The organism is Bacillus sp. PAMC28748, assembly GCF_014250415.1.
Lineage (GTDB): Bacteria > Bacillota > Bacilli > Bacillales > Bacillaceae > Bacillus > Bacillus licheniformis.
Window position 1 is genome coordinate 305,558 of sequence record NZ_CP060192.1, and the last position, 20,620, is coordinate 326,177.

General features: G+C 45.9%; 19 protein-coding genes, 1 pseudogene and 1 riboswitch. Of the genes and pseudogenes, 2 read left to right on the forward strand and 18 right to left on the reverse strand.

Translation table 11 applies throughout. The features are described 5' to 3' along the window. Positions 1–118: 118 nt before the first annotated feature. Complete coding sequence (locus H7F26_RS01660) at positions 119–1,525, reverse strand: YfcC family protein (protein ID WP_003185015.1); 1,407 nt, start codon at positions 1,523–1,525, stop codon at positions 119–121. A gap of 264 nt (positions 1,526–1,789) precedes the next feature. Here H7F26_RS01660 and H7F26_RS01665 point away from each other — a divergent pair. After that, positions 1,790–2,814 (forward strand): annotated as a pseudogene (locus tag H7F26_RS01665) (anthranilate phosphoribosyltransferase). A 79-nt stretch (positions 2,815–2,893) separates the two neighbouring features. After that, the gene (locus tag H7F26_RS01675) at positions 2,894–3,706 is read left to right on the forward strand and encodes an endonuclease I family protein (protein WP_009329544.1); all 813 of its coding nucleotides are present in this window, start codon (positions 2,894–2,896) and stop codon (positions 3,704–3,706) included. Positions 3,707–3,996: 290 nt separating this feature from the next. Here H7F26_RS01675 and H7F26_RS01680 read toward each other — a convergent pair whose 3' ends face one another. The 17 genes from H7F26_RS01680 to H7F26_RS01760 all read right to left on the reverse strand — a co-directional run bounded on the left by H7F26_RS01680 (position 3,997) and on the right by H7F26_RS01760 (position 20,615). Next, positions 3,997–4,836 carry an FAD binding domain-containing protein gene (locus H7F26_RS01680; RefSeq protein ID WP_003185025.1) on the reverse strand — a complete coding sequence of 280 codons (840 nt, stop codon included), beginning with the start codon at positions 4,834–4,836 and terminating at the stop codon, positions 3,997–3,999. A gap of 200 nt (positions 4,837–5,036) precedes the next feature. Beyond that, positions 5,037–6,158, reverse strand: a complete 1,122-nt coding sequence (locus H7F26_RS01685; RefSeq protein WP_003185028.1) for an NAD(P)/FAD-dependent oxidoreductase — start codon at positions 6,156–6,158, stop codon at positions 5,037–5,039. A gap of 65 nt (positions 6,159–6,223) precedes the next feature. After that, the gene (locus H7F26_RS01690) at positions 6,224–7,084 is read right to left on the reverse strand and encodes a DMT family transporter (RefSeq protein ID WP_003185031.1); all 861 of its coding nucleotides are present in this window, start codon (positions 7,082–7,084) and stop codon (positions 6,224–6,226) included. A gap of 30 nt (positions 7,085–7,114) precedes the next feature. Then, entirely contained in the window at positions 7,115–7,498 is a 384-nt protein-coding gene (locus H7F26_RS01695) for a hypothetical protein (protein ID WP_003185033.1), read from the reverse strand. A 588-nt stretch (positions 7,499–8,086) separates the two neighbouring features. After that, positions 8,087–9,208, reverse strand: a complete 1,122-nt coding sequence (locus H7F26_RS01700) for a response regulator aspartate phosphatase (RefSeq protein ID WP_003185035.1) — start codon at positions 9,206–9,208, stop codon at positions 8,087–8,089. 443 nt (positions 9,209–9,651) lie between these two features. After that, entirely contained in the window at positions 9,652–11,049 is a 1,398-nt protein-coding gene (gene sufB, locus H7F26_RS01705; protein WP_003185037.1) for a Fe-S cluster assembly protein SufB, read from the reverse strand. An 18-nt stretch (positions 11,050–11,067) separates the two neighbouring features. Beyond that, entirely contained in the window at positions 11,068–11,514 is a 447-nt protein-coding gene (gene sufU, locus H7F26_RS01710; protein WP_003185039.1) for a Fe-S cluster assembly sulfur transfer protein SufU, read from the reverse strand. Further along, positions 11,504–12,724, reverse strand: coding sequence for a cysteine desulfurase SufS (gene sufS / locus H7F26_RS01715; protein WP_003185041.1), 1,221 nt, complete (start codon positions 12,722–12,724; stop codon positions 11,504–11,506). The genes sufU and sufS overlap by 11 nt, the downstream gene beginning before the upstream one ends. Then, complete coding sequence (sufD, locus tag H7F26_RS01720) at positions 12,724–14,037, reverse strand: Fe-S cluster assembly protein SufD (RefSeq protein WP_003185043.1); 1,314 nt, start codon at positions 14,035–14,037, stop codon at positions 12,724–12,726. The genes sufS and sufD overlap by 1 nt, the downstream gene beginning before the upstream one ends. 17 nt (positions 14,038–14,054) lie before the next feature. Further along, positions 14,055–14,840, reverse strand: coding sequence for a Fe-S cluster assembly ATPase SufC (gene sufC / locus H7F26_RS01725; protein WP_003185044.1), 786 nt, complete (start codon positions 14,838–14,840; stop codon positions 14,055–14,057). 228 nt (positions 14,841–15,068) lie between these two features. Further along, positions 15,069–16,004, reverse strand: a complete 936-nt coding sequence (locus tag H7F26_RS01730; RefSeq protein ID WP_003185046.1) for a cation diffusion facilitator family transporter — start codon at positions 16,002–16,004, stop codon at positions 15,069–15,071. 420 nt (positions 16,005–16,424) lie between these two features. Further along, on the reverse strand, positions 16,425–16,793 hold the full coding sequence (locus H7F26_RS01735) for a carboxymuconolactone decarboxylase family protein (protein ID WP_003185049.1): 369 nt from the start codon (positions 16,791–16,793) through the stop codon (positions 16,425–16,427). A 106-nt stretch (positions 16,794–16,899) separates the two neighbouring features. Then, positions 16,900–17,730 (reverse strand): methionine ABC transporter substrate-binding lipoprotein MetQ, encoded by an 831-nt coding sequence (gene metQ / locus H7F26_RS01740; protein WP_003185051.1) that lies wholly within the window; start codon positions 17,728–17,730, stop codon positions 16,900–16,902. Between the two features lie 13 nt (positions 17,731–17,743). Continuing rightward, complete coding sequence (locus tag H7F26_RS01745) at positions 17,744–18,412, reverse strand: methionine ABC transporter permease (RefSeq protein WP_003185053.1); 669 nt, start codon at positions 18,410–18,412, stop codon at positions 17,744–17,746. Continuing rightward, on the reverse strand, positions 18,405–19,430 hold the full coding sequence (gene metN, locus H7F26_RS01750; RefSeq protein WP_003185055.1) for a methionine ABC transporter ATP-binding protein MetN: 1,026 nt from the start codon (positions 19,428–19,430) through the stop codon (positions 18,405–18,407). Before metN ends, H7F26_RS01745 begins: the two co-directional genes overlap by 8 nt. Positions 19,431–19,546: 116 nt before the next feature. Then, positions 19,547–19,654: riboswitch (SAM riboswitch) on the reverse strand. A 183-nt stretch (positions 19,655–19,837) separates the two neighbouring features. Continuing rightward, the gene (locus H7F26_RS01755) at positions 19,838–20,185 is read right to left on the reverse strand and encodes an SCP2 sterol-binding domain-containing protein (protein ID WP_003185057.1); all 348 of its coding nucleotides are present in this window, start codon (positions 20,183–20,185) and stop codon (positions 19,838–19,840) included. 121 nt (positions 20,186–20,306) lie between these two features. Further along, positions 20,307–20,615 (reverse strand): thioredoxin family protein, encoded by a 309-nt coding sequence (locus tag H7F26_RS01760; RefSeq protein WP_003185060.1) that lies wholly within the window; start codon positions 20,613–20,615, stop codon positions 20,307–20,309. Positions 20,616–20,620: the final 5 nt, after the last annotated feature.

The window sequence follows — 20,620 nt, forward strand, 5'->3', positions numbered from 1 at the left end:
AATTAGTATATCCACAGATAGGTTTAAAGTCTAGTTTTTTCATATTTTTGCATATTTTTTCTTCTCAAGGAATGATGGGTAAATAAAAAAGCGGAGATTCCCCCGCCTTTTTATCCATTTACGACCAGCCGACAGCGTTAGCAAACATCAGGAAAAGCACGGCCGCTCCCATCCAGAGGCAAAACAGCGGAAGGATGAATCGCAGCCATTTGTTCCAGGCAATCCGGCTGATCGCAAGCGTCGCCATAAAATATCCCGATGTCGGAAAGACGATGTTTGAAAAACCGTCTCCGAATTGGAAGGCCAGAATCGCCGTCTGCCGCGTAATTCCGACGATATCAGCCAAAGGCGCCATAATCGGCATCATTATTAAAGCCTGTCCGCTTCCGCTTGGAACAAAAAAGTTAAACAGCATCTGTGTAAAGAGCATCGCCGTAACCGTTAAATACGAAGGAAGCTGTGAGACAGCATGAGACAAGCCGTAAACAATCGTATCCATGATCTGCCCGTCGGCCATAACGACTGCTGCAGCTCTTGCAATGCCGCAAATCATCGCACCGACGAGCACTTCTTTAAAACCCTCATTAAAGGACTCGGCAATGTCTCTCGAATTCATGCCGGCGATGTAAGCAGGAATGATGCCGAGCGCCAGGAAATAGCCCGCCATTGTTAGCATATCCCACCTGAAATAAATTACACACCCAATCAAGCCGGCAAACAACCCAAGCGCCGCGATCCCGGCCCATTTCACCCGTCCGCCTGCTTTAAAAGCCGGCACGGGTTCGACTGCTTCCTTGCCCGTCAGGCTTTTTTCAGGATGCGCTCTGATCTTTTCCGCATATTTGAGCACATAAACAGCGGCAATCGCCGTAACGACAACAAAGATGACCGCCCTGTACCCCATCCCGGAATAAAGCGGGAGACCGGAAATCATTTGTGAGGTTCCCACGGTAAATGGGTTTGTCAAAGCGCTCGTAAAGCCGGCGATCGTCCCGCACAATGCGATTGCTGCTGCTGTCATCCGGTCATATCCGAGGGACAGCAGCAAAGGAAGAATGACAGGGACATAAACGATCGAAAGCTCAGGCGTCCCGATAAAACAGGAAATGCCGGAGAAAACGAATATTAAGACAGGCGTAACGAAAACAGGCTTGTTCCTGAACTGATCGGCCAACAGACGGACGCCGAGCTCAATGACAGATGCTTTCCTCAGAACGGCAAAAGCTCCGCCAATCACAAACGTAAACACAATAATCGGAGCCGCTTCTGTCATCCCTTTCGGAACCGCCGTAAGCAAGCCAAGAATATCAACCGGCGTCTGTTCGACCCGTTTGTAGGACGCTGGATCAATCATTTCCCTGCCGTCCGGACTTTCCACCCGTTCATATTCGCCTGCCGGAATGACATATGTCGCAAGCGCCATAAGACCAATCATGACAGCCAGAATGACATAAATATGCGGAAATTCCTTTTTGCGTTTTTCGTTCTTTTTCACCTCTTCTGTTTTGTAAGCCGGCATTCCCATTTTTTAATCTCCCCTTCTTCCATGTTAAATTTTTTAACATATTAAATGATCGCAGCGCTGATAGCATTGAAAAATCCTCTAAATTTCAGCGTGTTTTCAGTTAAAATACATAAATCAACACGAGCAATCCAGAAAATCGTCACATTTTCTATCAATCATTAAGCTGATCATCTCGACTGTTCCTTTTCTGCATTTTCATGTAAAGTCATAAGAAAGATCAGCATGTAAAGGAGAGAGTTGACATTGCAGCAGTGGATTAAAGAAGTGGCCAGAGGAAAAAGGGGCGCCCGGGATTTAACTTATGAAGAGGCCAGACAGGCTGCTGAAGCGATTGTTACGGGAAATGCAAGCCCCGCTCAGACAGCCGCGTTGTTAATAGCGGAGAGGATCAAAACGGAGTCCCCTGAAGAATTGTTCGCGTTTACCGAAGCATTGCGGAACAGCTCGGAATCATTGAGCCTTTCCAGAGCTGTAAAAGAGGCGGTCATCGATTTTGCAGGACCTTATACAGGAAGACATTCTTTTTTAGCAACCATTCCCGTCTCCCTCCTTCTCGCAGGAAACGGCGTTCCTGCGTTTCTCCACGGCAGCGATGCATTGCCGCCCAAATATGGAACGAGCGTAAAAGATGTCCTGGACAAACTCGGAATCCCCTCTGAGACTGCCCCAGCGCAAACGGCACGCTCACTCGAAAAGGCTTTAATCGGATTCGCCGCCGCCGAAACATTTTGCAAACCGTTTGTTCGCATGAGGAAAATCCGCGAGGAAATCGGCGTCCGCACCGTGTTGAATACAGCAGAAAAACTGGTCAACTTCTCTGATGCCGACAAGCTTATGATGGGCGCATTTCACCGGACGGCCATACAGAAAATGCATCCCGTATTTCAGCGCTTGACGTACAAAGAAGTGTTCATTGTCCAGGGGCGGAGGGCTCGGAAGATGTGCCGGTCCACAGAGGCAGCTTTGTGTTTACAATAAAAAACGGCGAGATCGATTCTTTTATATTAAAACCTGAAGAATACGGACTTTACGCAGAGGAAGCAAAGCTCAACAAACCGCTGTCTGCTGAAGAGCAGGCGGAAAAAATAACAGCCGTTCTCGCCGGAGATGAATCGGCCGATACGGAATACGAAAGAAAACAAGTCATCATGAATGCCGCATTGCGCTATTATTTGTTCGGATACTGCGCGGCCATTGAAGAAGGTGTCCAAGCGGCGGAAAAACAGCTGAAAGAAAAAGCCGGTCTGGAAGCTCTTGAAAGGTGGAAAGCTTCATTTACAAGACCGTAAGAAAACCGTAATCAAAATGATATTTCCTTTTCATGAAAAGATTGGATAATGAAAGAAATGAAAAGGAGGGGATCGATAGATGAACCGAAAGTGTGTCATTCCGTTTATTTTGATGTTGTCGGCGATGTGCGCGCCCGCCCAAAACGCAGAGGCCTTCCAGCTGTTTTCCTTACCCGTACAATCCTCGGCTCCGGCAGATTACTACGAACAGGCGCAGGGCAAAACAGGTGAAGCTTTAAAACGAGCGCTTCACGACACAATCGACGATCATCGAGAGCTGTCTTACAGCGAGGTATGGGAAGCGCTGAAAGCAACGGATGAAGATCCGGCCAATCGAAACAACGTGATACTGTTATATTCCAGAGAGTCGCGCTCTAAACAGGCGAACGGGGGGCAAACGGGCGATTGGAACCGCGAGCACGTATGGGCAAAATCGCACGGTGATTTCGGGACAAGCAAAGGACCCGGGACAGATTTGCATCACCTCAGGCCCAGCGATGTGCAAGTTAACGCCGCCCGCGGAAACCTTGATTTTGACGAAGGCGGCAGCCCCTATCCCGGAGCTCCCGGAAACTACTATGACGGCGATTCCTGGGAACCTGACAAAAGCATCAAAGGCGATGTCGCCAGAATGATTTTCTATATGGCGGTCCGCTATGAAGGGGACGACGGTCATCCGGATCTTGAAATGAACAATACAACGAACAACGGGTCTAAACCGTACCACGGAAAAATGTCGGTTTTATTGAAATGGCATCATGAAGACCCTGTCGATGCCCTCGAAAGAAAGCGGAACGATATCATCTATCAGCAATACCAGCATAACCGCAATCCGTTCATTGATCACCCTGAATGGGCGGAGGATATTTGGGGCTCGGGCGTTTTGAATTGAACAAAAAAAGCGCCTGCTCAGCGCTCTTTTTTCAAACCTCTGTTTTTTTGTTCAGCACCGATTTTTTATCCATAAAACGAAAGAAATCTGCTGTGCAGCAGCCGCGAGGCACGGCTTCATGGGCCGATTATCTACACTGACAGCCCAGATCCCGCAGTCTCCGTTCAAACAGCCGAGCTCAATCCGAGCCTTCCTTCACGCACATCTAAAAGCGTGTCGGCCGGCTTGATGGAAGCCGGCCTTTTTTCTCCGTTCATCTCAAGGGTTACTTCCATCCTTTTAGCGCTTTGTCATAAGGTTTCCTTTTTCAGCATGCCGAGAATGTCAAACAGAGTATGTTTGATGACAAACGTGCGGTACTCTGCGGAACCTTGCGCATCGTCCAATACAGGACCGGGCAGGCGGTTGATCGCCTCTTCCACCCTTTGACCAACAGGGAGTGCCTCGTCATTCAACGCAGATTCCACTTCAGCGGAGCGAAACGGATAAGAGCAGACACCGCTGAATGCACAGCGGACGCGTCCGTCTATTTCGAGAGCCGAAATCGTTGCCAAAGGATATCCCGTATCCCATCGCTGCCTCACTTTTATGCTTGCAAAAGGCTGATGAAGATAGCGTTCTTCAATCAAAAGCGAAATGAGGATTTCTCCCTTGCTCAGCTTCAGCTGCTGATCAAATACGTCGTGAATCAGATAGCGCTTTTTCCCCTTGTCTCCAACTGTCACCACTTTGCTGTCGGTTAATAAAAAAGGCAGCACCGCTTCGCGGTAAAAGATCTGCCCGCAAATATTGCCGCCAAGCGTAATCTTATTGCGCGCCGTATGGTCGGCCACCTCTCTCGCCGCTTTGCTCAACAGCGGAAAGCCGCCGTTTTCCGTGATCTCCGTCAGTGTTAGCGCCGAGCCTAAAGCAAGGTGATGCCGTTCAAATTGCAAAGTCCTGCACTCAGGTATATCTTTAATATCGATGACGGCATTTGTATGGATCACATTCATCCGTCCGAGCATCAACTGTTCTGTTCCGCCGGAACAATACGCCGGCTTTTTCCCCTCCCGCTCCAGGCTTTGAAAGAGCTTTACCGCTTCCTGCGCAGATTGGGGGCTGTAATACTCAAAGTCAAACTGGATCATGGCGGTCCTCCTTCATTTTCCAAATTTGTTTGGAATCAGAGGCAGCCGATTCAAAAAACCGGCATGCACTTCAAATAAAGCCAGCTCATTCACCCAAAATTTTACTCCATGAATTTATATTGAACAATATTCTATTTTAAAACTGTAAACAAGAAAAAAGTTCACTCGAAGCTAGAGTGAACTTTTTTCTGCACGTTGATTCAACTTTCAAGCGCGCCGGCCGGATCATATAAAGCGATATCAAGCTCAGGCTCTTCTCCCAAAGCGAGCCTTGCCAATTCAGCGCCAAGGTACGGACCTGACGTAAGCCCTGAAGCGCCGAGACCGTTGGCAACGAGGAGCCCGCAAATGTTCGGCAATGAGCCGATCACGGGGAGAAAGCCCGGTGTAAACGGCCTGAAGCCTACGCGCGCCTCAAGCAGCTCGCTCAATTCCAACCCCGGCGCAACGGCGAGCGCCTTTGAGAAAATTTCGTGAAGGCCGCCGGCCGTTACCCGAAGATCGTCCAGTTCCGCTTCATTTTCGTGAGTAGCGCCGGCAACGATCCGGCCGTCTTCAAATGCCAGTATGTATTGGTCATTCGGAGGCATCACAACAGGCCAGCTGCCGGTATCGGCATCAGGAAGACAAAGGTGGACGATCTGCGCTTTTTGGTAGCTGACTGAAAAACGAACGCCGAGCGGCTTCAAGAGCTCGTCCGCCCAAGCTCCCGCTGTGACAAGCACCTGATCAGCGTATATTTTCTTGCCCCCTGTGGAGATCCCTGTTACCCGGTTTCCTTCATAGAGCAATGAAGCGTTTCCTGAAACAACAGAAGCTCCGTATTTTTTTGCGGCATTCACAAGTGAGCGGCGCAGCAATTTTCCATTCACGCGCGCGGCTCCGCTGATATGAACCGAGCTGTACCCCTCTGCCAAAGGCGGAAATAAACGCTTCGTTTCCTCATGGGATAACCGGGTGATCTCGCCGATTTCGGGCGCATCCTTGCGCCTTAGATGCGCCCGTTCTTCCATTTTCTCCAGCTTTCGCTCGTCTGTATGCAAGCTGATAGCGCCTGTCCGTTTATACCCCGTATCCGATTCTCCGTCAGCTTCAAGCTGCTTGATTAAATCGGCATAGTACGCCGCACCGCCTTTTGCAAGCTTGTACCATGCCTGGTTCCTGCGCTGCGAAAGCCAGGGGCAGACGATTCCAGCCGCGGCATCTGTAGCCCTTCCCCGCTCTCCGCGGTCAATCAATGTCACATCCGCGCCCTTTTTTGCAATATGATAAGCGGCTGAAGCGCCGAGGATGCCCGCTCCGACTACAATAAAAGATTTCATGACTAACACCTTTTTCATTTCTGTTTATTCTACAAATATAACGGATCACACCGATGGAGCACAACCTAACCAGCGGCTACCGATATCACGCCAAGCACCATTAAGGCAGCCGCGATGATCCTCAGTCGTCCGAAACCTTCGGACAAAAGAACCGCCCCCATCACGGTTCCGATTAAAATGCTGATTTCCCGAACAGGCGCCACATAGCTGACCGGGGCAAATACCATGACACTCAGCGCCAAAATATAAGCCAAAGAATTAAAAACCCCGACCCCGACAGCTTCCATCCGGTGATGCTTCCACTCAAACCGGACTTCACTCCAGCTTTTCGCGGCATAAGGAGTCAATATGACCAGGCGGCCGAGCGTATTGCAATAATCCAGCAGCAATGGCGGAATGAGAAACCGGCTGACCGCTGCTTTATCAAGGAGAGTATATGCGGCAATAATGCCGCCGACCGCCAGCCCGTAAAGAACCGGTGTGAACGAGCCTGATTCTTTTAACCGCTTCACTCCCCCTGTAAAAAAAAGAATGCTGATCACAATCAATAGAATCCCTATAATAGCGGGCAGCGTCAACGTCTCGCCAAAAAAGGCGACCGCCAGCATGCAGGTGAGCAGCGGGCCTGTCCCCCTCGCGATCGGATAGACAAGGGAGAGATCGCCCTTTTTGTATCCTTTTTGAAGAACAAGAAAAAAGCCCAAGTGAGCAAGGATGCTCGCCATGATGATGACAAGCTGCCAGATGCCGATCTCAGGCTTTTCATATATGACGACACCTATGGCCAACGGCGTGTAGATGACGGCTGCAATCGCTGTGAACAGCCAGATAAACGGAACGCCTCCATCGGCTTTTTTAGAAAGATAGTTCCACGATGCATGGATAAATGCAGAACATAATAATACGCAAAAACCCACGACAGTCATTACACAGCCCTCCGTCCATCATAAAAGAGATCAATGCTTGATGACAATGTAGCGCTTCAATTCCCCGTGCCACTTCTTTCCTTTGACGGCATCCACCCAGACGTCATACTTGCCCGGTTTCAGCTTTTTCGTCGGAAAGCTCACCCGAAAATGAGGCTTTCCGCGCGTTAAATGAACATCTCGATAGATCAGGACAGTCCCTTTTTTATTGATCAGCCTGACGGCAATCATCGTTCCCGTAACAGGGCTTTTTCCAGTGACAACGATCGAAGTGGCTGATTTCGTATATGTATTGGCATCCGTCCTGAATTTCACCGCGCCTTTGGAAGGCATAGCAAAGGCTTCTGTACTCCCGGCAAATGCGGCCAGCAAGAAAACAGCGGCTATCAACACAGCCTTTTTCAACATTTTCACTGGTCATATCCTTTCTTATACAGTATGAATGTCACATGCTATACCCTTCATTATACATGACAATATGATCTAATAAAGATATTTGACAAGAAGATCCTGTTCTTCTTTAATGGACAAATACTGTATAAAGGAGGTGATTTAATGTATTAAGCAAAGATGAAAAAATGAAACCCGCATATAGAAGAAGTTACTGTTGAAATACAAGGCTATGAATTTACCGGCTTTTCAACTGTCTGTCCCACTTTTATAGAAGAGGGTAAAGAGTATCCCGTCATGATCAAAATTTACCATTTTCTAATCATGAAGCATTCCCCAATCGTAAAACCTATGATAAAGACCGCGCAAGCTGAGGAGTAATTCGGATTTTCCATTGACACCTCGCAAATTGCGAATCCGGTCCCCACTTCCAAAAGAATAAACAGATAAGATACGATTCTGGATTTTAAATAGCTTGCCATAGACCGACCTTTCTTTCTGCGATTACTTAAAATAATAATCAAGTAATCAAAATTTGAGGTTTTAATAATGCTGGGGGAAATTCTTTTTTATAGTAAGAAATCCTGCTGCTTTAACTACCCCTAGAACGATTTAGTTTACATGTAGAAAAGCACTCCTTTGAATTTGTCTTCTCGCATTAACTGTTATCCGGTAGAATTCCACTGCATCTCGAATTTTTTCTTTTTTCTCTAATAGTTCAGCCGCTATAAGACCGTATTCCTCCATGTCTGCATACTTGCCTTTACTTTCGAAAAACTTGAACGATTCGCGAACCATATCCAGATCAAATGAAAGATAAAGCCCTTTTATTAAATCAAACTTTGCAAGCATATCTAAATTCTTGTTCTTTTCAGCCAACTCTTTGCCTTCATAGTATAGGTCATCAGTTATTGACAACTTCCCTTGCTTTGCCCTGACATGTGCGAGGTTGAATAATGTTTTTGGCAAAAAACTATGCTTCTCCTCTTTATAAAGGTTCAGAGCTCTTTGAAAATTGTAGGTTGCTTTATCGACATCTTCCAATTTATTGTAGCATATTCCGATATTTAAATGTGATGAACCCATAAGATGAAGAATTCCTTGTGTCTCTGACTCTTTAAGCTCTTTATTTAAATTATGTAGAGCTTTTTCGGGATACATATGATCTAGCCAGTTACCTGCAATAATAAACTGACTTTGTACTCGACGCTCACCGTAAGTATCATACTTTTTGAATAAGTTATACGCACGACTTGCATAATTCATCGAAAAGATGGTTTGTTTCATATGGTAATACACTTCAGATGCCTTGAAATAAAATTCAGCCTTTTCCAGTTCATCACAATCAAAAGAATCGAGTTTTTTCTCGGCATCCCTATAAAAATTCAGCGCAAGGATTAATTCTTTTTGTCTGAAATGATACATTCCAGCGAAAAAATGATAATAATAATCCAACATTCCTTCCAGATTATTCTGATCGCGAATCTTTTTGAACTCATCAAAACGACTATTTAAATTTACACCGGGTTTAGAATACATATAATCAAGTTGAAGATTATGCCGGAAGAGCAGTAAGTTGTAATAGACAATCACATCCTGATTTTGTTCCATTTGTTCTAATTCTCGTTCAACTTCTTTCTTAGTATCCTCAGCCTTGCCTGTCCAATTGTTTTTTAAGGCTGTATACCAAAAATTCATTTTCGTCGCAACCAAATCATATGGTATCACGCTCACATATCCTCTTCCTTTCTCGCAAGATTATAATTTTTCTAAAAACCCAAAATAGCAATTCCCTTTTTATTCATAGTCATCATTTTACATAAAAGTAATAATTTTTCACAACAACATTCTCAGAAATCTTTATAAGTTAGAGGTTTTTTGGCCTAATCAATATGATTCGTTTTCCGTGTTTGGGTGAATTTTAGAAGTATAGGAAGGAAGGCAGAACAGATGAAGGATTATATTTTCCTGTTGATATGTAATTTGGCATAACTAATCGTTAGGAAGCAAAATTCAAACCTCTTTTATGAAATAAAAAGCTAAAGAAAAAACCGCAGATACATTTCTACGCCTTTTAGAAAATCGATAGGCAATAGATTATATCTGCGGTACACAAACATAAAGTTTATTCGGGTGCAATCAAATCGAAGTCTGATCACCCCCTTTAGTATCAAGGGTTAACCAATAGACCCTTCCATCTCGAACTTGATAAGACGGTTCATTTCGACTGCGTATTCCATCGGCAGTTCTTTCGTGAACGGCTCGATGAAGCCCATGACGATCATTTCTGTTGCTTCTTCTTCAGAAATACCGCGGCTCATCAAGTAGAAGAGCTGCTCTTCAGATACTTTTGATACTTTCGCTTCGTGCTCCAATGAAATGTTGTCGTTCAAAATTTCATTGTATGGGATTGTATCAGAAGTTGATTTGTTGTCCATGATAAGCGTGTCGCACTCGATGTTTGAGCGGGCGCCTTCGGCTTTGCGTCCGAAGTGTACGATTCCGCGGTATGTGACTTTTCCGCCTTGTTTTGAGATTGATTTTGAAACGATTGTGGATGACGTATTCGGTGCAAGGTGAATCATTTTCGCACCGGCATCCTGATGCTGTCCTTTTCCTGCCAGGGCGATAGAAAGCGTCATGCCGCGCGCGCCTTCGCCTTTCAGGATAACGGCAGGATATTTCATTGTCAGCTTGGAGCCGATGTTTCCGTCGATCCATTCCATCGTCGCGTTTTCTTCACAAACCGCACGCTTTGTCACAAGGTTGAAGACGTTGTTCGCCCAGTTTTGAATCGTTGTATAACGGCAGTAGCCGCCTTTTTTAACGATGATCTCAACAACCGCGCTGTGAAGGGAGTTCGTCGTATAAACAGGTGCTGTACATCCCTCTACATAGTGGACGTGAGCGCCTTCGTCTACGATGATCAGCGTCCGTTCGAACTGTCCCATGTTTTCTGAGTTGATGCGGAAGTATGCTTGCAGCGGAGTATCCACTTTTACGCCTTTTGGCACGTAGATGAATGATCCGCCTGACCATACCGCTGAGTTCAAGGCCGCAAACTTGTTGTCAGTCGGCGGGATGACTTTTGCCCAATGCTCGCGGAAAATGTCTTCATTTTCTTTGAGGGCGCTGTCTGTGTCTTTGAAGACGATCCCTTGAGACTCAAGGTCTTCTTTCATGTTATGGTAAACGACTTCTGACTCATATTGCGCGGATACACCGGCCAAATATTTTTGCTCAGCTTCTGGGATTCCGAGCTTGTCAAATGTCTGTTTGATTTCCTCAGGCACTTCGTCCCATGATCTTTCTGAACGCTCAGAAGGCTTTACATAGTATGTGATTTCATCAAAGTTTAATGAGTTTAAATCTCCGCCCCATTGCGGCATTGGCATATTGTAGAAGTGTTCAAGAGATTTCAAGCGAAAGTCGAGCATCCACTGTGGCTCTTCTTTCATGCGTGAAATTTCTTCAACGATTTCTTTTGTCAATCCCCGCTCTGAACGGAAAATGGAAACGTCTTTGTCGGCAAAACCGTATTTATATTCGCCGATATCCGGCATTTTCTTAGCCATCCATTTTCACTCCAATCTTTATTCGTTATCGCTGTTTTCTTTGGAAACGCCTTTTTCGAGGGCTTTCCATGACAATGTTGCGCATTTAATTCGGGCCGGAAATTTTGAAACGCCTTGCAGAGCTTCAATATCTCCTAAATCAATCGAATCGTCGTAGTCTTTGCCCTGCATCATATCTGAAAAGATCCGTGACATTTGAAGGGCGGTCTCCACGTCTTTCCCTTTGATCGCCTGTGTCATCATAGACGCAGAAGCCATTGAGATTGAGCATCCTTCGCCTTCAAATTTTGCATCTTCTACTTTACCGTCCGTTATCTTCATCGTCAGCCTGATCCGGTCACCGCATGTCGGGTTGTTCATGTCAACGACGATGCTGTCATTCAAAACCCCTTTATTTCTCGGGTTTTTATAGTGATCCATAATCACCTGGCGATACAGTGTATCCAAGTTCACATTAAAAGACATTTGTGAAATACTCCTTTGTCTTCTGAAGAGCTTCAATCAGTTTGTCGATGTCTTCTTCCGTATTATACAGATAAAAGCTCGCTCTTGCAGTGGCGGAGACGTTCAGCCATTTCATTAAAGGCTGCGCGCAGTGATGGCCGGCTCTGACGGCGACCCCTTCTGCATCCAGCACGGTTGCCACATCGTGCGGATGAACGTCTTCAAGGTTGAACGTCACGAGTCCTGCACGTTCGGCCGGACCATAGACAACAGCGCCTTCAAGCTCTTTAAAGCGCTCCAGCGCGTATGCCGCCAAACGGTGTTCATGCGCTAATATTTCATCAAGTCCGATGTCTTCAAGGAAGTCAATCGCCGCTCCCAATCCGATCGCGCCGGCAATGATCGGTGTGCCGGCTTCGAATTTCCAAGGCAGCTCCTTCCAAGTCGATTCGTAAAGACCGACAAAATCGATCATTTCTCCGCCGAATTCTGCAGGTTCCATGTTTTCAAGCAATGCTTTTTTTCCATACAATACCCCGATTCCGGTCGGACCACACATTTTGTGGGCTGAAAACGTATAGAAATCGCAGTCCAAATCCTGGACGTCAATTTTCATGTGCGGCGTGCTTTGCGCACCGTCTACGACCATGACCGCGCCGTGTTCGTGGGCGATTTTGGCCATTTCCTTAATCGGGTTGATCGTACCGAGAACGTTTGAAACATGCGCTGCAGAGACGATTTTTGTATTTTCCGTCACCGTTTCCCTGACATCGTCCAAGGAAATGGTGCCGTCTTCCTGAAGCGGAATGTACTTCAGCGTGGCGCCGGTTGCTTTGACAGCCTGCTGCCACGGAATAATATTCGCATGGTGCTCCATCGGTGTAATGACGATTTCATCACCGGGCTTAAGGTTTGCGCGGGCATAGCTGAGCGCAACCGTGTTCAGGGCCGTTGTCGTACCCCTTGTGAAAATAATTTCCTGCATCGATTTCGCGTTTATAAACTTCCTGACCTTCTCACGTGCTCCTTCATATCCATCCGTTGCTTTTGTTCCTAATGTATGGACGCCGCGATGGACATTGGAATTGTAAGAGTTGTAATACTCATCAAGCGTCTCAATGACGACGCGCGGCTTTTGCGAGGTGGCCGCGCTGTCCAAATAAACGAGATCGTGTCCGTTGACCTGTTGGCTGAGAATCGGAAACTGTTCGCGAATATCTTTAGCATTCATTATTTTACTTTCCTTTCAATCACAGAGACCAGCTGCTTCTTCACGCCTTCAATCGGAAGTTCATTGACAACCGGTGCGAGGAAGCCGTAAATGACGAGGCGCTCTGCTTCTTCTTTAGGAATTCCGCGGCTCATCAAATAGTAGAGCTGAACCGGATCGACGCGGCCGACAGATGCAGCGTGTCCTGCCGTTACATCGTCTTCATCGATTAATAGGATCGGGTTTGCGTCGCCGCGCGCTTTTTCACTCAGCATAAGAACGCGTGACTCCTGCTCTGCATTTGATTTTGACGCGCCGTGCTCGATCTTTCCGATACCGTTGAAGATCGAAGACGCGGAATCTTTCATAACGCCGTGTTTTAAAATATAGCCTTCTGAATGCTTTCCGTGGTGAATGATTTGCGTTGTAAAGTTTTGAGTCTGTTCTCCTCTGCCGACGACAACCGTTTTCGTATCGCCGAATGTGCCGTCTCCATGCAGATTCGTCGTGTTTTCAGAAATGGTGTCTCCGTCATTCATCAAACCGAGCGCCCATTCAATTTTGCTGTCGCGTCCGAGTGCAGTTCCGCGGCGGCTGACATAAGCCGTTACCCCTGCGGAAAGGTTGTCGACGGCTCCGTATTGCACGCGGGCATTCGCGCCTGTGATCACTTCTGACACGATGTTAAAGACCGCTTCCTTAGGATTCACCGTGCTGATGTAGTTTTCTACATATGTGACGGCACTGTTGTCATCTGCAACGACAAGTACATGGTTGAAAAGCGTTGTATCGTTGCTTTCATGGACATAAACAGCCTGCACCGGAGCTTCCAGCTCGACGTTTTTCGGTACGTAAAGGAAGGCTCCGCCGTTCAGGAGGGCTGCATGCAATGCAGTTAATTTATGCTCATCGGCTTTTACGCCGTCTTTCATAAAGTACTTTTTGACAAGCTCGCCGTGTTCGCGGAACGCAGTATGAATATCTGTAAAGATGACGCCTTTATCCTGCAGCTCTTTTGAAAGAGAAAGGTAAGCCGGCGTCTGGTCTCTCTGGACATAAAGCGTTTTGTCTTCATTTCCAAGATCGATCAGCGATTTGACCTCATCTGAAAGATCATCCAAAGAATCAAGCGGTTTATTTTCTACAGTATGCTTATCAAACCGTGTAAAATTCCAATTTGTAATTTTTGTTTTATCAGGTTTCGGCAGCGGCAGATCTTCTGCTTTTTCAAGCGCTTCTAAGCGTAGATCTTGCAGCCATGCCGGTTCCTGGTGCTTCTCAGAGAAGCTTTTGACATATTCCCGATCTACAGATAGTTTTGTTTCCAATGTCATGTTTATCCCCCTAACGCTTACGCTTCTTGACCGACAGTTTCGTCTTCGATTCCAAGCTCATGCTTAATCCAGTCATATCCTTCAGCCTCAAGGCGCTGTGCAAGTTCAGGTCCGCCGGATTTCACGACGCGGCCCTGCATCATGACGTGCACATGGTCAGGCGTAATGTAGTTCAAGAGGCGCTGATAGTGCGTGATGATCAGGCAGCCAAAGTTCTCGCCGCGCATTTTGTTGATTCCTTTTGAAACGACTTTAAGGGCGTCGATATCCAAACCTGAATCGATTTCGTCAAGAATCGCGATTTTCGGTTCGATCATCATCAGCTGAAGGATCTCGTTGCGCTTTTTCTCACCGCCTGAAAAACCTTCGTTCAGGTAGCGCTGCGCCATATCAGGGTCCATTTCAAGAAATTCCATGTTTTCGTCCATTTTGCGGATGAATTTCATTAAAGAAATCTCGTCGCCTTCTTCTCTGCGCGCGTTGATCGCTGAACGGAGAAAATCGGCATTTGTAACACCGCTGATTTCACTCGGATACTGCATAGCCAAAAACAGACCGGCTTGAGCGCGCTCGTCCACTTCCATTTCCAGAACGTCCTTGCCGTCCAGCGTGATGCTTCCTTTCGTCACTTCGTATTTAGGGTGTCCCATGATCGCCGCGGATAAAGTTGATTTACCCGTTCCGTTCGGTCCCATTACAGCGTGGAATTCCCCGCCTTTTATTTCAAGGTTTACACCTTTTAAAATCTCTTTCCCTTCAATCTCAACGTGAAGATCTTTGATTGTTAATGTCGAAGCAGCCATGAAATATACCTCCAATTATAGATAATCATCATTCTCAATTTATTCTCATTCTAATTTTATAACAAATGAAAATTGAATACAACAATAGTCTTCCTATCTTTTCGTGTACATGTTCTCAAGTTTAACAAAAAACGATTTGTTCTTAAAGAGATTGGGACAAGAAAACTTCCCGGGGCAGAAAAGCGGAATTTATTACCAAGCTGTCGAAAACAATCGGTACATCCGTCATTAAGAGCGGGGATGGTTTGCTCCCAGGCTGCACGATTCATGAGGGGAACAGCGCTCCCCTTCTATTTGAACCGTCACATGCTCCACGTTGCATTCTTTCCTTAGATATTTTGATACTTGTTTTAAAATTCTATCCCTGTCACTGTTTTCATCCGCTACGATATGGCAGCTTAATGACGGCATATCGGATGAGATCGACCAAATGTGGAGGTCGTGAACCTCCCTGACCGACGGGATGGAAAGCAGGCCGTTTTTAAGCGCCTCCGCATCAATGTCTTTCGGTTTTCCTTCCATTAATATATGCACCGAGTCTTTCGTCACCCGCCAGCCGCTGACGAGAACCAAAGCAGCGACGACGGCGCTGGCGATTGGATCGGCGATGTTCCAATTGAAGAAAAGCATAAGGAGGCCCGCGATGATCGCCCCGAAAGAGCCCAGCATATCGCCGATGATGTGCAAAAAAGCGCTCCGCATATTTAAATTCCCGCTTGTGTCGCCTTTCATTATTACCCAGGCCGCAGCAATGTTGACGAACAGACCAACCGTCGCAATCGCAAGCATACCCCTTCCCGCGACTTCCGGCGGGCTGAAAAAGCGATTGTATGCTTCCCAAAAAATATAAAGTGAAATCAAAAGCAGGGTGATGCCATTGATAAACGCAGCCAAAATCTCAAAGCGCCTGTAGCCGAATGTTTTGCTCGCGCTTGCGGCCTTTTCCCCAATTTTAAACGCCAAGAGGCTGAAGCCAAGCGCCGCAGCGTCGCTGAGCATATGTCCCGCATCTGACAGCAAAGCGAGGCTGTTCGTCAATATTCCGCCTATCACTTCAATCATCATAAAAGTAAAAATTAAACCGAAGCTGATGAACAGCGCTTTTTGATTTGCTGATCGGCTGCCATGGTGGCTGTGTCCTGTATGTCCGTGAGAATGAGCCATTTTAAATCCTCCTCTTAAATTGATATATGATCATGTATTCATATTTAAATTTTACCTTTTCCTTTAATTAAGGTCAAGCGGCTTCTAAGAACATGGAGAAGGACGGATCGGCATCCGTCCCCCTCGCGTTTTATCCGATTATGGGCAAGTCTGATACGATCTGCTTGCTTTTTTGATACTGCTTTTCTCGTCTTTTCTCAACTTCAAGCCGATTCACATGGCTTCTGCTGTACTCCTCGTACCCCATTCCATGCGACTTGTGCATCGCTTTTTCCATTTCGGCCGTGAATTCAAGGTCAAGCTGATCTTGGCTTGAACAAATAATGAATCATCCTTTCAGAGATTTTCTTACATAGTACCAGTTATATACAAACTCTGCAAAGATGTGTGTGCTTTCAATATGCTTTCACGGTCGAAAAATCAATGCTTCATCTGCTGGAATTCTTCCATCGCCTGCAAAACGAGCGTGACGGCTTGGCTCATGGCTGCGCCTCCGCCAAATGCAGCAGTTACACCGACTGCCTCAAGAATTTCTTCCTCCGATGCTCCGCAATCCAGGCAGCCCTTGATGTGATAAATAATGCAATATTCATCCTGCGTATTGACACTGATGCCCAGTGCGATCAGCTGCTTATCCTTTTCGCTGAGCACGCCTTTTTTAAAGCACTCTTCGGTAAATTCGTTGTATTTGGCGGCAATTCCGGGCATTTTTTCGGAAAAGATGCCGATCCCCGCCTTATATTCGTGCAGTGCGGATTCGATAATGCCTTCTGATTCATGCTGATTCACGTTTTGTTCCTCCATTTTCAGTAGGTAGTCTTTTTTATTATGAGCCTCTTTTCAAAAAATACGCGAAAAAACCCCGGTTTTCTCCGAAACCGGGGTGTTCTTTCATTTACTCAGATACAGAAATGACAGAGCCTTTATATTTTTTGTCGATGAACTTTTTGATGTCGTCAGAGCGCAATACTTCCATCAGAGCTTTTACTTTGTCAGAATCTTCGTCGCCTTTGCGGACGGCGATGATGTTAGCGTAAGGATTGTCTTTTGGAGACTCAAGTTCGATTGAATCAGTTTTCGGATTCAGCTTGTTTTGGATCGCATAGTTCACATTGATGAACACTGCGTCTGCTTCATTAGCTTCGTATGCTTTTGCCGTCATTTCAGGCGCCACATCATTTTTGATTTTCAGGTTTTTCTTGTTTTCTGTAATATCTTTTACTGTCGCATCTACTTTTTCAATGCCTGATTTCAGCTTGATCAGTCCCGCATTTTCAAGCATTGCAAGCATGCGGCCCTGTTCAGCGGCATTGTTGCTCATAATAATTTTTGCACCGTCAGGAAGGTCTTTTAAAGATTTATACTTTTTAGAGTAAATGCCGAATGGCTCAAGGTGTACCGCACCGACGTTGACTAGATCGTAATCTTTGTTTTCTTTCATTTCCTGTTCAAGGTAAGGGACGTGCTGGAAGTAGTTCGCATCAAGATCTTTTGTAGCGAGCGCTTTGTTGATCAGTTTGTAGTCCGTGAAATTTTTGATTTTAAGCTCATAGCCTTTTTCTTTCAAAAGCGGTTTTGCTTCTTCAAGGATTTCGGCGTGAGGCGTCGGCGTCGCTCCGACTGTAATGACTTTGCTGTCTTTATCTCCTTCGCTGCTGGAAGATCCGCAAGCGGCCAAAACGCCTGCAAAAATGATGAATAAAGCTGTTAATAAACCTTTTTTCATGTTGGTGTCCTCCCTAACGTTTGTCTAATTTATTTGTTATAAAATCCCCGATAAATTGGATGATGAACACAATAGCTAAGATGAAAATAGTGGCGATCAGTATAATATCGGGATTGTTCATCTGAAAGCCGTTTACATAGGCAAGGTTCCCGAGTCCGCCTGAACCGATTGCTCCGGCCATCGCTGTCGAACCGATCAGTGCAATGGCTGTAACCGTAATGCCTGAGATCAGCGCCGGCATCGATTCGGGCAGGAGCACTTTAAATATGATCGTCGATGTTTTTGCCCCCATCGATTTCGCTGCTTCAATCACGCCTTTGTCGACCTCGCGCAAAGCAATTTCAACCAGGCGGGCATAGAACGGAGCGGATGCGATAATCAAAGCCGGAAGAGCGGCATTCGGCCCCAGAATCGTATTCATTAAAAACTTTGTGAAACCGAGCAGCAAAATAATCAATATGATAAAAGGAATAGACCTGAACACATTGACGATTGCCGAGATTACACCGTTAACGACTCGGTTCTGCCAAATGTTGCCTTTTGAAGTCAAATAGAGCAGCATGCCGAGAATCACTCCGATGATAAAAGCAAACAATAGGGAAATTCCTGTCATATATATCGTTTCATACGTTGCTTCCCACAGCTGCTCCATATCTACGTTTGGAAACAGTTTTTCAAACATTCGTGATCACCTCTGCTTCTACCTGGCGGCTCTTGATGAAATCGACCACGTCATTGACCTCGTTTTCACGTCCGTCGACATGTATGAACAATGAACCGTATGCACCGTCCTGAGTCTGCGAGATTTTGCCTTGAAGGATGTTGACTTCAACATCGAACTTCCGAATGATCTGCGTGATCAGCGGCGATTCGGCCGCTTCGCCGACGAAAGTGAGCTTGATCGTCCGCCCGGATGTCGTTTCTTCGAGGAAATGCTTCAGCGTTTCCTTTGTTTCCACCGGTTCTGTTACCTGCTGAACAAAGCGCTTTGTCATTTCTTCCTTCGGCTTGATGAAGACGTTCAGTACATCGCCTTCTTCTACGACCTTTCCGTTTTCCATGACGGCCACTCTGTGGCAGATTTTCCTGATGACATGCATTTCATGAGTGATCAGGACAATGGTCAGTCCGAGCCTTTCATTGATATCGGACAGAAGACCCAGAATCGAATCAGTCGTCTGCGGATCAAGCGCTGATGTCGCTTCATCGCATAACAGAACTTTCGGATTGTTTGCGAGCGCCCGTGCGATGCCGACGCGCTGCTTTTGGCCTCCGCTCAGCTGTGAAGGGTAGGCGTTTTCCTTGCCTTCAAGACCGACAAGCTTAATCAGTTCAGCGACTCTTTCCAGACGTTTTGCTTTGCTGACACCGGCGATCTCCAGCGGAAACGCAATATTGTCGCGCACCGTTCTCGACCATAACAGGTTGAAATGCTGGAAAATCATGCTGATTTCCTGCCTTGCTTTCCTCAGCTTCTTCCCTTTGATCTCGCTGATTTTTCTGCCGGCTACTTCAACCGTGCCTGAAGTCGGCTGTTCAAGTCCGTTCAAGAGACGGATCAAGGAGCTTTTTCCGGCTCCGCTATATCCAATAATTCCGAAGATTTCACCTTTTTTAATCGTAAGGGTGACATCTTGGACAGCATTGACATCTCCATGCTTTGACCGATAAATCTTTGAAACATTTTGAAGATTTATCAAAAGCCATCACCTGCTTTCTTGCTCAATTCTCATAGTTGTCTAAATTCCTGATCAATCAACGAAAAAAGCCTTTCTGCACACATGAGCAGAAAGGCTTTGGAAAAGTCTGGGCCTTTCTCTCATCTTTCAAAGCATAACGCTTCGCGTGAATTGGCACCATTTCAACACGTGTTGATGGTTGCCGGGTTTCATAGGGCACTTCCCTCCACCTCTCTGGATAAGAGAAACATATATTTATTTTTTGATTATTATGATCGGAATTCTTAAAGTAGGATATCATGCGAAAAAATAGTTGTCAACTATTTTTCGTAAGACAATCGTCCTACGGCGAAAAGAGACGAGCGTAAACGCCCGTCCCTGTCTGACTAATACACGGAATGTGCCGATTTTTTGAATTTTTAAAAAGTCTATGAATAAAGATCGCTGTTTTTAAAGAAGCCGTCCGTCAGCCATAAAATCGCTTCAAGCTTCAATAAAGCTCTAAAAGAGCCTTTTACTTTAACAGTGCCGCGCTGTACGAGATGCTGCAATGAAATGTCGCCATGAAGAAGGTCAATAATCTCGCTTTGCTCTCCAAAAAAGGTCAAATGAGCTTTTTCTACAGGAGAATATTTTTCCATTTCCCCTTTTTCGTTGATTGCTAACGTAAAAGCTTCTTTCTCTCCTTGAAACGTAATCAGCAAAGCCGTTGTAGATAATAGAGGTTTTAAAAAAAGAGCCTTGCCCTCTCTTTCTATCAATCCCATTTTCTCCAACTGTATAACCTCCTGTAAATTGGTCATACTTACAGATTCTCTGTCTGCTGCAGGAGTTCCTTTAGGAATTGCTCGACAAGTTTTTGCTGGTTATTTCCCGAGAAATATGTCAAAACCGCCCTTAATCCACAAGATTTTGTTTAATCGTATCATATAAGTAGGAAACGGAGTGAAAAGCGTATTCTTTTTTGACGACTCGCCCTTTTTTGTAAAGGATAAAACACGGGACGCTTTCAATTTCCTGCTGTTTGGCAAATGACGGGGAGTAATTGAGATTGTTTTTATAAAAAGGAATGTCCTTCATCATTTCATCAACGACCTCCAGCATTCTTCCGGCCAGCTGACACGTTCCGCAGAACGGCGTGTATACATATAGAAGACAAGTTTCATGCTCTAGCCGTTTTAGCTCTTTTTCTTGAAGTTCTTGCATCTGTT

What these genes read in the sequence shown, in the direction of transcription:
- H7F26_RS01685 (WP_003185028.1), bottom strand. Translation starts at nt 6,158, where the DNA reads ATGAAATCTTTTATTGTAGTCGGAGCGGGCATCCTCGGCGCTTCAGCC.
- sufC (WP_003185044.1), bottom strand. Translation starts at nt 14,840, where the DNA reads ATGGCTGCTTCGACATTAACAATCAAAGATCTTCACGTTGAGATTGAA.
- H7F26_RS01675 (WP_009329544.1), top strand. Translation starts at nt 2,894, where the DNA reads ATGAACCGAAAGTGTGTCATTCCGTTTATTTTGATGTTGTCGGCGATG.
- metQ (WP_003185051.1), bottom strand. Translation starts at nt 17,730, where the DNA reads ATGAAAAAAGGTTTATTAACAGCTTTATTCATCATTTTTGCAGGCGTT.
- sufS (WP_003185041.1), bottom strand. Translation starts at nt 12,724, where the DNA reads ATGAATGCTAAAGATATTCGCGAACAGTTTCCGATTCTCAGCCAACAG.
- sufD (WP_003185043.1), bottom strand. Translation starts at nt 14,037, where the DNA reads ATGACATTGGAAACAAAACTATCTGTAGATCGGGAATATGTCAAAAGC.
- H7F26_RS01680 (WP_003185025.1), bottom strand. Translation starts at nt 4,836, where the DNA reads ATGATCCAGTTTGACTTTGAGTATTACAGCCCCCAATCTGCGCAGGAA.
- H7F26_RS01660 (WP_003185015.1), bottom strand. Translation starts at nt 1,525, where the DNA reads ATGGGAATGCCGGCTTACAAAACAGAAGAGGTGAAAAAGAACGAAAAA.
- H7F26_RS01745 (WP_003185053.1), bottom strand. Translation starts at nt 18,412, where the DNA reads ATGTTTGAAAAACTGTTTCCAAACGTAGATATGGAGCAGCTGTGGGAA.
- sufB (WP_003185037.1), bottom strand. Translation starts at nt 11,049, where the DNA reads ATGGCTAAGAAAATGCCGGATATCGGCGAATATAAATACGGTTTTGCC.
- H7F26_RS01690 (WP_003185031.1), bottom strand. Translation starts at nt 7,084, where the DNA reads ATGACTGTCGTGGGTTTTTGCGTATTATTATGTTCTGCATTTATCCAT.
- H7F26_RS01760 (WP_003185060.1), bottom strand. Translation starts at nt 20,615, where the DNA reads ATGCAAGAACTTCAAGAAAAAGAGCTAAAACGGCTAGAGCATGAAACT.
- H7F26_RS01730 (WP_003185046.1), bottom strand. Translation starts at nt 16,004, where the DNA reads ATGGCTCATTCTCACGGACATACAGGACACAGCCACCATGGCAGCCGA.
- sufU (WP_003185039.1), bottom strand. Translation starts at nt 11,514, where the DNA reads ATGTCTTTTAATGTGAACTTGGATACACTGTATCGCCAGGTGATTATG.